Below are 12,448 nucleotides of genomic sequence, written 5' to 3' on the forward strand. Positions count from 1 at the left end.
CCCCTTTAGCGGGGGCCCGGTCCTTTTTTATACACCCAACCCCCCCGCCCCGGCCCCCCCGCCCCCCCCGGGCCCCCCCCGCGGCCGGGGGCCCCCCCCCCCCCCGCGCCGCGCCGTCGGCAGGAGTCCCCGGCACGACGCGTTCATACCTCTGAGTGAGGCCGGTGCGGTTCCCGGGGGCGGTCGCGTAGATCTGCCTAGGGTGGCTCCCGGAGTGGCGGGCAGCCGCTCCGAACGGCGCGTCGACTCATGTACGGGAGCTTGCGTGGCGCAGCAGCACACGACGTCACTGCGGCTCCGCCTGCGGTACCGCTTCGATCATCTGGTCTCGGGGGGAACGACCGCGCTCATCGGCTGGCTCGCCCTGGCCTGCCTCGCCGTCGTCGTCCCGGCGAGCACGGTCCTCGTCTGGGCCGACCGGGCCGCTCCGGCCACCCTGTCCGGCCGGCTCACCGCCGTGTGGGTCAGCGTCGGCCAGACGCTGAAGATCGGAGGTGCCGTCGGCTCCCCGCTCTACGTGCTGGCCTCCGTGTCCCTCGCGCTCGTGGCGCTGCTCTTCGTGTCGACCCTGGTCAGTCTGATCACCACGGGCATCAACCGGCGCATCATGTCGCTGCGGCTCGGGCACTCCACCGTGCTGGAGACGGGCCACACCGTCGTGCTGGGGTGGTCGGACCAGGTCTTTCCCGTGATCGGGGAGCTGGTGACCGCCCACGCGAACCAGCGCCGGTCCGCCATCGCGGTGCTCGCCCCGCAGGACAAGGTGGCGATGGAGGAAGAGATCTCCACGCGCGTTGGCGACCGTGGCAGGACACGGATCATCTGCCGCAACGGGAGCACCACCGACCCCACCGAGCTGTGCCGGGTGAGTCCGCGCACCGCGAAGGCGGTGCTGGTGCTGCCCCCGACCGGGACCACGGGTGACGCCCAGGTGGTGAAGACCCTGCTCGCCCTCGACGCGGCCGTCTCCACCTCCGCCTCCGCCTCCAAGGCCGGGGAGCGGGAAGCCGTGGTGGTGGTCGCCGCCGTCCGCGACTCCCACCACCACGGGACCGCCAGGCTGGCGGCCGGGCCCACGGGACACGTCCTGTGCGTCGACGACATCGTCGCCCGGCTCCTCGTTCAGACGGCCCGGCAGCCCGGCCTCTCGCTCGTCTACTCGGAGTTGCTGGACTTCGAGGGCGACGAGTTCTACCCGGTCGCCGCCGGGGACCTCGCGGGACGGACGTTCGGCGAGGTGCTGCTGTCGTTCGCCACGTCCTCGGCGGTCGGCCTGCTGCACGCCGACGGGAGCGTCACCCTCAATCCGCATCCGGGGACGGCGATCGGCCCGGCCGACCGGATCGTCGTCATCTCCCGGGACGACGACACGGCCGTGCGGGCGGACGTGGCCTGCCATGTCGAGGAGGCCGCGATCGTGTCGGCCGGACCCCGGGCCGCCCAGGCCGAACGCCTTCTCCTGCTCGGCTGGAACCGCCGCGCGCCGCTGGTCATCGAGCAGCTCGACCAGTACGTGAGCCCGGGAACCACCCTGGACGTCGTATCGCTCGGCGCGTACGCGGCCGCGCCCGGCGCGGGCGCCATCACGGCCGGGTCCTGCCTCGAAGTCTCCTTCCAGGACGGCGACATCACCGACCCGCTCACCCTGGCCAAGCTGGACGTACCCTCGTACGACGGCGTGATCGTGCTCGGTGAGACGGAGCCCGAGGCCGCGCAGACGCCCGTCGCGTCCCTCGCCGCGGTGACGGATCCGGAGGCGCGGGCGGACGACAGGACGCTCGTCGCCCTGCTGCACCTGCGGGCCATCGGGGACGCCGCGCAGCGGGAACTCGCGCTCACCACCGAGATGTCCGACGACGGCAACCGGCTCCTCGCGCCGGCCCGGGACGGCGCCGACTTCATCGTGAGCGGCAGGCTGATCAGCCTTCTGCTGACCCAGATCTCGGAGAGCCCGTATCTCGCCGAGGTCTTCGAGGAGTTGTTCACGGCGGAGGGCCACGAGTTCCACCTCAAGCCGGCCGCGGACTACGTCCGGGCCGGTCATGAGGTCTCGTTCGCCACCGCCGTCGAGTCGGCGCGGCGGCGCCGGGAATGCGCGGTCGGCTACCGGCTGCGCGCGCGGAGCGCCACGGGCCCCGACCACGGGGTGCGGATCAACCCCGACAAGCGGCAGCGGGTCCGGTTCTCCGAGGAGGACTGGCTGATCGTGCTCGCCGAGAGCTGACGGCGCGACCCGGGGCGGACGGCCCGACCCGGGGCAGCCGAGACGGTGGAGCGGCCGCTACGCCGTGTGCACCTCCAGGGCGGTCCGCACCGCCGATTCCAGGGCCCCCTCGATCCAGGCCGGCTTGACGGAGGTGTGGCACCCGGCGAAGTGCAGGTTGCCCTCGGCCTTGCGGACGTGGGGGAAGAGCTCGGTGTGCTGGCCGGGCAGCAGTACGGACGCCTCGCCGTAGGCGTACGGGTCGCGCATCCAGGACTGGGTGCGGCCGACGCCCGTGTAGAACACCTCGATGCGCTGCCCGAACACCTCCTGGACCCCGGCGAGTGCGCGCGGGTAGCGCTCCTCGTCGTCCAGGGAGTCCCACTTCAGGGCGTCGTCCGACCAGCTGTAAGAGGCGAGGATGACGCCGCCCGCGCTGCCTTCGACGGGGTGGGAGGGCTGGAACATGAAGCGGTTGGGGTTGTCGGTGGCCGAGCCGCCGCCGATGACTCCGGCCGCCTCGGGCTGGTCGCGGGTGACCACGCGGCTGGCGGCGTAGTGGGAGCGCTGGCCCGTGGAGATGTGGCCCCCGGGTACGGAGTCGTGCGCGCCCAGCAGGGTTCCGTTCGCCGGGGTCTGCCCGGTCTGGTACTTCCGGTACAGGCCGGGCTGCACCGCCTCCAGCTCGCGCTTCCAGTCGGCCTCGTCGAACTCCCACCAGCGACGGCTGAATTCGAGCAGGACCTTGGTCGCGGCGTCGTAGTGCAGCTCGGTGACCGCGCGCCGCTTGCCGTACGAGAGCGCCGGGGTGACGGGGATGTGGCGCAGCCCGGAGAAGGGGACGGTGATGATGGCGGTGTCGGCGGTGAAGGTCTCGCGCCGCACGGCGCTGCCGCCGCGGCCCTCCGAGACGGTCTCGACGCTGACCTTGCCCTCGCCGTGGGTGATGCGGGTGGCGCGGCGGTCGAGCCGTACGAGGTCCTTCACGCGGGCGTACAGCGCGTCGGCCAGGGTGGCGGTGCCGCCGGGCAGCTCGTAGAAGGCGGTGTCGGGGCTGATCAGCGAGGCGCCGATGAAGCTGTGCACGAAGGCGAGGTGCAGGCGCGAGGTGAGGTTCTCGACGGTTCCGATCAGGTCGATGGTCCGCTCGTCGAGCGTGGCCTCCTCCGTCAGGAAGCGATACATCGACATGTGGCCGTAGCGCTGGATGACCTTGGCCCAGCCCTCGACGAGTTCCTTGTCCTTCTTGCCCTCGATCTCCTTGCGCACGGGGGCGAAGGCGTCGCGGACGATCTGCGAGGCGGGTACGGACTCGTACGCCTTCGGCACGCCGAAGGAACGGTTGACCGTCTGGGGAGCGCGCGCGTAGTCGGCGCGGCGGACGCGGATGCCGTTGACGTGGATCCACGTCCGGTAGGCGGGGCGGCCGGCTCCGTCCACGTCGACCAGGTGGAAGCGCCGGCGCTTGAGGCCGAGGCTGTCCATCAGCCCGGTGACCAGCGGGTGGCTGTCGGGGATGCGCATCGCGCCGGCCTCGGCGTACTGCTTCGGGTCGGCGAAGGGCTGGGGGGCGTTTTCGTGGCCGCCGGTGCGGAAGGTCTTGATCCGGCCGCCCACCCGGTTGGCGTTGGCCTCGATGACGGTGACCTGGTGGCCTGCCTCGCGCAGGAGGTGGGCGGCGGTGAGGCCGGCCGGCCCGGCCCCGACGATCAGCACCTTCTTGCCGGGGCGGCGCGAGCGGGGCAGGCCGTTCTTCAGCAGGATGTCGGCGTAGCGCGGTACGAGCGGCTGGTCCTCGTCATCCCTGACGAGGATGGCCCGGGCGATCGTCAGGCAGGCGCCCCAGTCGGCGACCGCGGCGCCGGGGACGGCCTGCGAGGTCCCCGCGGTGGTGACGGCCATGGCCAGCCCGCCGGCTCCCGCGACGGCCGCCGCGCCGGCGATGACGGTACGGCGGGAGGGCCGGCGGGAGGGCGCCGGCGCGAGCTCACCGGGGGTTCCGGGAGCGCCAGGGGTTTCCGGGCTGGTATCGGAGTTCATGATCATGAGCCAACTCTTGCCGCCCGCGCGGGCCCGATCGCCCGGAACGGGCCCGCGCGGGCAAGTACCACCCGGACGTGCGTAACGCGCCGTCCCGTGCTGACGAACTGAGTTTCGTACGGGGCGGTTTCACCACGCGGCGGACCGCGGTGCGCGCCACCGCCGGACGTGCCCGCGGGGGCCGGGCCCCGCGGGCACGGGGCCTCGGCCGGAGCCCGCGCTCCGACCGCCCGCGGGCGCTACTCGATTCCCGGGATCTGGCGGGCCTTGAACGCCTGCCGCACGGCATCCGCGGCACTCGCGCCGTACATGCGCCGGGCGGTGGCGATCGTCGCCAGTGCGGCGTCCTGGAAGCTGGTGTCGGGCGCGAAACCGAACTGCGCGTTGACGATGATGCGGTCGGCGGTCCTCGCGCCCAGTGCGCCCCGGATGTCGAAGAGGGCGCGGGACCAGATCTCGCCGTCGGCGTGGACCTCGCCCTCCAGGTCCGCGTAGACCTTGTTCCCGTCGACACGGCGAAGGCAGTGCGGGGCCGAGCTGTACGTGACCGCGTCCCAGTCGGCGACGCAGGCCAGGTCCGTCTTGCGCGGCCACCCGTAGGCGGCGTCCGCGGAGGAGCCGACCTCGACGGCCAGGTAGTCGCCGAAGGCCTCGCCTATCGCGCCGGCCTCCGGGGAGGTGCCGAAGCCGGGCACCTGGGCGTTGTGCACCGCGTGCCCGTATTCGTGGACGATCACCTCGCCGTCCTCGGCGTCGTCGACTCCGCCCTTGCCGAACCGGATCTCCGACTTCTTGTCGCTGAAGAAGGAGTTGTCGGCGCCCCACTGGTTGATGCGTACGGGCTGGGCCCGGTCGTTGGCCCCGGGCAGCTCGCTTCCGAAGCCCAGGCCCTGCAGGTACTCCTGCGCCTCGTTGACCCAGAAGTAGGCCATGACCTGCTCGAACTGGTCATCGGCCCGGGTGAAGGCGCCGGCGTCGGCGACGTTCGCCGAGGCGCCCGTGTCCGATCGGACGTAGGCCCACTTCCCTGACAGTCCGCCGGTGGCGTCCAGGTTGCGCAGCGCGACCACGGCGTAGGCGGAGGACGGCACGGCGGCCGCGGCGTCCTTGGCGTCGGTGAGCGTCTGAACGCCCGAGGACTGGACGGGGTTGACCATGAAGACCCGGGCCTGGGGCAACGCCGCGGGGGCGGAGGGAACCGAGGCCGTGGCCGGTCCGGCCAGTGCGAACAGGGCCACGGTGACGGTGGCCGCGGCGGTGAGGCCGCGGGGTGTGCGGCGATCCATGAACATCCTCCAGGTCGGGATGTGGTGCGCGGGACGGGATGCCGGCGCGATGCGGCGTGATCCTTGCGCACCGCCGCCCGTCTTGGCCAGGGCCCGTACGCACCCGGTTCGCTGTCCCGGCGCCGCGGAGCGCTCGCTCGCCCCCGTCCGCCGCGGACACCCTGAGGGTCCGGGCGGGGCGTACCGCATCATGACCCGGTGCAGAATGCGGAGCGGTACGGCGAGGCCGAGGACGACGCCGGGGGCGAGGACGTGACGGGGAGCCCCGGCGTGCTGGTTCGACCTCGCCGAGTGCGTGCCGAGCGTCCCCGGCGTGGGCGGCGTCAGCGACACCACGCTCGCCGAGGACACCGACCTCACCATGGCCCTGTGCCGCGACGGCTGGCGCGTCGTCCACGAGGAGCGCGCCAAGGCCTGGAAGGCACCCGGGGCCGAACCTCCTGACGTCCGCACCTCACCAGCCCGCCCCCAACCACCCCAGCCACCCCGGCCATCCCACAAGCCTCCACGGCACCCACCGCGCCGTGGAGGCTTTGCCGTGGACGGCCCCGTTCCACCGGTCCTTCACCCCGCACTACAGACCCGCGGACCTGCGGGCAACCATCCGGAGTGGCGCGTTCCCGCCACCTCCGAACCGGGCTCACGGGACGTTCACATGTCCGTGACACGCACGCCACATCCGCCCCCGCGCCGGAGTTGGCCCCGAATTCTCCGAATCACCCCCTCCCCTCCACCCGTCAACACCCTTCACGCCGACCGATTCACCCGGATTTGCTCGCATCTCCCGGCGTCATCCCCCAGGGGATCGGCCTGGCTCGCCATGGCGGGGGCGCGCCAATTCCCTGGCGGGCCTGTTCATTCGATCAAGGTGATTGTCATGCTTCCGTCAGTTCCGCAGGTCGCCGCCGGCCATCCCCTCCGGCAGGTGTCGCTCGACCCCACGGAGCAGCACGCCAGCACCCGTTCCGCCCCCCGCAGGCACTTACCCGGTGCCCCGGAACGAGGTGCGACCGCGCACACGCGGTCGGATCGGAAGGAAACACGTGAAGCGAAAGCTCGCCGCCGGAGCCGTTCTCTCTGCCTCGGCCCTGCTCGCCTGTGCCATCCAGGCCGGCGCCGGGACCGCACTGGCCGCCCCCCTGCCCGCTCCCGCGCCCGTCCCCGCCCAGGAGCACGCCGCCCGGCTCGCCCAAGCCGGCAACGAGGCCCCCGCCACGGCCCGCGCACTGGGACTGGGCGCCACGGAGAAGCTGGTCGCGAAGGACGTCGTGACCGACACGGACGGCAACCGTCACGTGCGCTACGAGCGGACGTACAACGGCCTCCCCGTACTCGGCGGAGACCTGATAGTCCACCAGGACTCCCGGGGATCCGTGAAGTCGGTGGACAAGGCCGCGAAGGCGGACATCGCTCCCGCCTCGCTCACCCCGAAGCTCTCGGCGGACCAGGCCTCCGCCAAGGCGACCGGCGCCGTGAAGGCCACCGTCGGCATCGCCAAGGACGCCGACGAGCCGGCCCTCACCTCGGTCGACCGGACCGGAGCCGCCCGCCTCGTCGTCTGGGCCGCCTCCGGCACCCCGCGCCTCGCCTACGAGACCCTCGTCGAGGGCATGCGCGCCGACGGCACCCCCAGCAGCCAGCGCGTCGTCACCGACGCCACCAGCGGTGAGGTCCTCTCCACCCGGGAGGGGGTCCAGACCGCCAACGCCGCCGGAACCGGCAAGGGCGTGTTCGTCGGCTCCGTGCCGCTGACCACCACCTTCACCGGCTCCACCTACCAGTTGAAGGACGCCACGCGCGGCGGCCAGTACACCGTCGGCCTCTCCAACAAGACCAGCGGCAACGGGACCCTCTACACCGACGCCGACAACGCCTGGGGCGACGGCACCGTTTCCAACGGCCAGTCCGCCGCGGTCGACGCCCAGTTCGGCGCGGCGGCCACCTGGGACTTCTACAAGAACACCTTCAGCCGCAACGGCATCCGCAACGACGGCGTCGGCGCCTCCAGCCGGGTCCACTACGGCCGCAACTACGTGAACGCGTTCTGGAACGACTCCTGCTTCTGCATGACGTACGGCGACGGTGCGAGCAACACCCACCCGCTGACCGAACTGGACGTCTCCGGCCACGAGATGAGCCACGGCGTCACGGCGAACACCGCCGGGCTGAACTACTCGGGCGAGTCCGGCGGCCTGAACGAAGCCACCTCCGACATCTTCGGAACCGCCGTGGAGTTCTACGCCAACCTGTCCTCGGACAAGGGCGACTACCTCATCGGTGAACTGATCGACCTCAACGGCAACGGCACCCCGCTGCGGTACATGGACAAGCCCTCCAAGGACGGCAGCTCCGCCGACTCCTGGTCCTCCACCGTCGGCAACCTCAACGTCCACTACTCCTCGGGCGTCGCCAACCACTTCTTCTACCTGCTGTCCGAGGGCAGCGGCGCCAAGACCATCAACGGTGTCGCCTACAACAGCCCCACCTCCAACGGCGCCGCCGTCACCGGCATCGGCCGCGACAAGGCCCTCCAGGTCTGGTACCGGGCGCTCACCGTCTACATGACCTCCACCACCGACTACCAGGGCGCCCGCACGGCCACCCTCAAGGCGGCCGGCGACCTGTACGGATCGACGTCGGCCGAGTACCAGGCCGTCGCCTCGGCCTGGTCCGGCGTCAACGTGAACTGACCCGGCAGCACCCGGCGCACCGGCAGGGCCCTCCGGGGCCCTGCCGGTCCGTGCGTGTGCCCACCGCCGTCGGCCGGGAGCGGAGGGCCGCAGGTGAGCCTCCGGCGAAGGCCGAACGGGGTTTCTCGACGGTCCCGGCAGGGCCGGGCCGGGCCGATCGGTTCAGCGGCTCCAGCTGACGCTCCAGACGTCCCCGTGGCCCGGCCAGTCGTCCCGTTCGTCCTCCCCTTCCACGACCATCACGGACACCTTGGTGAGCGGATTGCGGTACTCCAGGAAACCACCCTGATCGGTACGGTCCATGGCCGCGCCGAGGCCCGGGGCGGCCGCTGCGAGGGCCCGGAGCACCTCGTCCCACTCCGTGTAGGGCGCGAAGCCGACACCCATCGCCCCACGCCACTCCCCGGCGACGTCCGGATCGCCGGGAATCCGGTGCAGTTCCAGTGATCCGCTGGTCAGGACCCAGTCCGGACCGCCCGAAAAGTACAGCTCCACGAGGCCGTAGTCCCGCCGCAGTGACCGACCGGCATCGTCCTCCTCGGCGATGAAGCCGACGCCGATCGCACGGTCGGCCTCGTCCAGAGGAGCACCTGGGCGCAGCCCGTGAAACTCTCCGGTGGCCAGCAGCCGTGCAATGAACTCGGATCCGGTCACGGCCAATTCTCCAGCTTGTCGATGAGGGCCTGCATCTCGTCCTTGCGATTCTGCGTGTTGCCCCAGTTGTGATCTTCCATGTGCTGCTGGGCCGCTTTGGCCTTGGCCAGCAGATCGGCCCTCAGTTTGGGATCGTTCTCCACTGCCTCGACCGCGGTCCTGACGCTCTTGTCACTGGCCCAGCCGGTGGCCTTCAGCCGGATGGGCTCGCCCACCAGCTCCCCGTCCTTGTTCACATGGATCCGGACCTCGTCCGGACCGACGTGCAGGTGAGCGCCCTTGGTCGCCCAGTCGGAAGCCACGGGCGACACGCGGACCTTGCACGGCTTGAGTCCGAGGGGATCCGCCCACAGGTGCGGGTTGTCCACGTACGCCGCCGGGTTCGGTGCCGGGTCGAGGCCGAGGGGATCCACGCTCAGGTAGCGGGCGGTCTCGGGGTCGTAGTGCCGGTGGAGGTTGTAGTGCAGGCCGGTTTCCGGGTCGAAGTACTGTCCGGGGAACCGGAGCGGCGTGTACGCCGTGGCATCCCTGTTCCAGCTGGTGTTGCCCCACAAGGTGGAGCGGGTGTGCCAGGCGAGCGTCCCCTGCTCGTCGACGAGCTCGGTGGGCGTGCCGATCAGGTCGGTGACGATGCCGAAGAAGCGGCTGTCCACCTCGCGGTCGGCGGCGTCGAGGACGCGCTCGGTCTGGGTGAGCGGGTGCAGGCCCGCGTGGTCCCAGGTCAGGACCACGCGGTGGGGCAGGTCCGGAGTGCGGGTGGTCTGTTCGCAGAGCGTGGTGCCGTCCCAGGTGAAGAGGACCTCCTCGGCGACCGCGCCGTCGGTGGAGAGCCGCTGCTTGGACAGCCGGCGGCCCAGCGGGTCGTACGCGTACCGCCAGGTCGTCCCGTCGGGGGTGACCACCTGGGTCAGCCGGTCCTCCGCGTCCCAGGTGTAGCGCCAGGCGTCGGGCTTGCGCGACAGCCTCTTGCGCGAGCGCAGGACCACCCGCCCCTGCCCGTCGTGCTCGTAGTGGACACCGCCCGCGTCCGTGATCCGGTTGCCCGTGTACGCGCGTTCTCCCGTGGCCGCCTCCGCGTCCGCGCCCGCCTGGAACACGGGCCAGTGGGCGGAGGCGAGGTTGCCCGCCGCGTCGTAGGCGTAGCGCTCGGTCCATCCCGCGCCGTCGACTGCCGTGACCCTCCCCGCCGGGTCCAGACCGAAGCCGAGGGAGGGGGCGCCGTCTGCCGCGTCGACACCGGTGAGGCTGCCGTCGGAGCGGTAGCGGTAGCCCCGCCGCCGGACGGTCCGCCCGTCAGCCGCGACCTGCTGTGCGGTGAGGCGTCCGGTGACGTCCCACGTGCTGGTGAGTGTCACCGCCCCAAAGGTACGGGCGGATTCGCGGCCGACGGCATCGCGGTCGAAGCCGAGCCCCCGTCCGGACGCGGAGAGCCGGCTGCGGCGGCCGGCCGCATCGTAGGTCCAGGTGCTGACGGCACCGGTCGGCGTCGTACGGCGGATCCGGCGCCCCAGCGTGTCGTGTTCGAAGCGGAGCTCACGGCCGTTCACGGTCTCCGACCGGAGCTGCCCGCCCCGGTCTCGCAGCCAGGTGAGGGTGGCGTCCGGCCCGACTGCCTGGGCCAGCTCGTCGCTGGGGTCGTACTCGTAACGGGTGACCAGTCCGGCCGCGTCCTTTCGGACGACCTGCCCCAGGACGTTGCGCTCGAAGCCCACGGTCTGTCCGAGGCCGTTGGTCCGGCTGAGCAGGCGGCCCGCCGCATCGTAGGAGCGGGTGAGCGTCCGGCCGTCGAAGTCCGTCTCGGAGATCAGCCGGCCGGCGTGGTCGTAGACGTAGGACCAGGTCAGCCCACGGGGGTTGGTGACCTGCTTCAGCCTGAGGTCCGGATAGTGGGTGAATTGGTGCCGGGCGCCGTCCGGATCGGTGCGGGCGCGGAGCAGGTCGAAGTCCCCGTACTCGTACGACGTGGTGCCGCCGGCCGCGTCGGTGTGGCTGAGCAGGTTTCCCTCGCCGTCGTAGGTCCAGCGGAGTTCCCCGCCGTCCGGGTCCACCCGGCGAGTCAGCCGTCCCTCGGTGGTCCACTCCAGTCCGGTCGTCCCGCCGAGCGGTCCGGTCACCGTGGCCGGCCGGCCGAAAGCGTCGTACGTGTACCGGGTGATCGCGCCCAGCGGATCGGTGATCCGGACGGGGCGGCCCGCCGCGTCGCAGCGGAAGGCGGTGGTGTTGCCGAGGGCGTCGGTGAGGGAGACGACGTGGCCGCGGCCGTCGTGGCCGAAGCGGGTGACGGCGCCGCCCGGGGCGGTCTCCGAGGTGCGGTTGCCCCTCTCGTCGAAGGTCTGGCGGACCACCGCGCCGTCGGGGCGGACGATCCGTACCGGCAGTCCCAGGGCGTCGTACTCCGCCGTCGTCGACCGGCCGTCGGGGCGGGTCAGCTTCAACAGCCGGCCGAGCTCGTCGTACTCGCAGGAGGTGACGTTGCCGAGCGGGTCCGTGTGGGTCAGCAGCTGGTTGAAGCGGTCGAAGGTGAAGCGGGTGGCGGCGCCGAGGGCGTCGATGTCCGCCACGACCTGGGAACGGGTGTTGACCTCGTAGCGGCGGTGGTGGCCGCGGGCATCCGTGACGGTCGTCGCGCCGTCTTCGTAGACGAACCGCGTGTTCATGTGGCCATGGGTGCCCGACTGGGCGACGCAGCGGTCCAGTTCGTCGTAGACGTACCCGAACCGGTGGCCGTTGGTGTCGGTCCAGGAGGTGATCCGGCCGTCGCCGTCGTAACCGAACCTCAGCGGCGTCCCCGAGGAGTTGACGACCTCGGTGAGGTGGCCGTTTTCGTAGCCGTACGTGAGGACGCGCGGGCCGTCGGCGAGCGAGAGGGCGGTGATGCGCCCCTCGGCCGTCTCGAAGCGGACGCGGTAGCCACCGCTGTGGGTGATCCCGAGCGGGGTGCCCTCCGTGTCGTACTCGAAGGTCAGGCTGTTGCCGTTGCGGTCGCCGACCTCCTCCAGAAGCGCGAGCGTCCCGTCGTGGACGGCGAACCGTCGCAGGCAGCCCTGGTCCACGTCGGTGACGGTGTATCCCTGTCCGTCCGGATCCCGTTCCAGCGGCCAGCGCCGCCCGTGGCTGGGCAGCACGGGAATGCCGGGAGCCGGGTGCGGGTAGAGCTGCAAGCCCCCGTCCTCACGCACGAAGACGATGCCTTCGGCGTCGATCTCCAGACGCTGGTCGACCGTGGACGCCCAGGCGTGGCCGAACCAACGCCCGGCCCGGTACGAGGACTCGAAGGTGCGCTCGAACACCAGGGGCAGCGATCCCGGCAGCGCCAGGTCGGTCTGCGGCAGGATCATCCGGCCGGTGGCCACGTCGACCGGGTCGCCGTCGCAGACCTTGTCGGCCCCGCACCGTGCAGGCTCCTCCGGTCCGTCCGAATCCGTCTTCTTGCGGCCCGGCCCCTTGAAGTCGTCCAGGTCGTCGAGGTGCTTGGCGGCGGAGCCGGCCTTCTTCAGCGAGCCCAGGCCCTTGGAACCGATGAGCTCCGGAAGCATCTTGCCCAGGCCCTCGGACGGGTCCTTCATGAACTCGTC

General features: G+C 71.7%; 5 protein-coding genes and 1 pseudogene. 2 read left to right on the forward strand and 4 right to left on the reverse strand.

Translation table 11 applies throughout. The features are described 5' to 3' along the window. Nucleotides 1-265 precede the first annotated feature (265 nt). Nucleotides 266-2,224, forward strand: coding sequence for a CASTOR/POLLUX-related putative ion channel (locus tag ACWF9Z_RS33400; RefSeq protein ID WP_453608766.1), 1,959 nt, complete (start codon nucleotides 266-268; stop codon nucleotides 2,222-2,224). Between the two features lie 57 nt (nucleotides 2,225-2,281). Here ACWF9Z_RS33400 and ACWF9Z_RS33405 read toward each other — a convergent pair whose 3' ends face one another. Continuing rightward, nucleotides 2,282-4,105 carry an FAD-dependent oxidoreductase gene (locus tag ACWF9Z_RS33405; RefSeq protein WP_453608778.1) on the reverse strand — a complete coding sequence of 608 codons (1,824 nt, stop codon included), beginning with the start codon at nucleotides 4,103-4,105 and terminating at the stop codon, nucleotides 2,282-2,284. 377 nt (nucleotides 4,106-4,482) lie between these two features. Then, a complete protein-coding gene (locus ACWF9Z_RS33410; RefSeq protein ID WP_453608769.1) occupies nucleotides 4,483-5,529 on the reverse strand; it encodes a M4 family metallopeptidase in 1,047 nt (348 codons plus the stop codon). Nucleotides 5,530-6,572: 1,043 nt separating this feature from the next. Between ACWF9Z_RS33410 and ACWF9Z_RS33415 the strand changes: the two genes are divergently transcribed. Next, nucleotides 6,573-8,219 (forward strand): M4 family metallopeptidase, encoded by a 1,647-nt coding sequence (locus ACWF9Z_RS33415; protein ID WP_453608772.1) that lies wholly within the window; start codon nucleotides 6,573-6,575, stop codon nucleotides 8,217-8,219. Nucleotides 8,220-8,381: 162 nt separating this feature from the next. On the opposite strand, the gene ACWF9Z_RS33420 is transcribed toward ACWF9Z_RS33415, so the two are convergent. Both ACWF9Z_RS33420 and ACWF9Z_RS33425 read right to left on the reverse strand, forming a co-directional pair. Beyond that, complete coding sequence (locus ACWF9Z_RS33420; RefSeq protein WP_453608775.1) at nucleotides 8,382-8,873, reverse strand: hypothetical protein; 492 nt, start codon at nucleotides 8,871-8,873, stop codon at nucleotides 8,382-8,384. A gap of 323 nt (nucleotides 8,874-9,196) precedes the next feature. After that, nucleotides 9,197-12,448 (reverse strand): annotated as a pseudogene (locus ACWF9Z_RS33425) (DUF6531 domain-containing protein); the annotation flags it as partial.

It is taken from the genome of Streptomyces sp. NPDC054961 (genome assembly GCF_053609145.1).

Excerpts from the sequence above, each read along its gene's own strand:
- ACWF9Z_RS33410 (WP_453608769.1), bottom strand. The coding sequence starts at position 5,529 with ATGGATCGCCGCACACCCCGCGGCCTCACCGCCGCGGCCACCGTCACC.
- ACWF9Z_RS33405 (WP_453608778.1), bottom strand. The coding sequence starts at position 4,105 with ATGGCCGTCACCACCGCGGGGACCTCGCAGGCCGTCCCCGGCGCCGCG.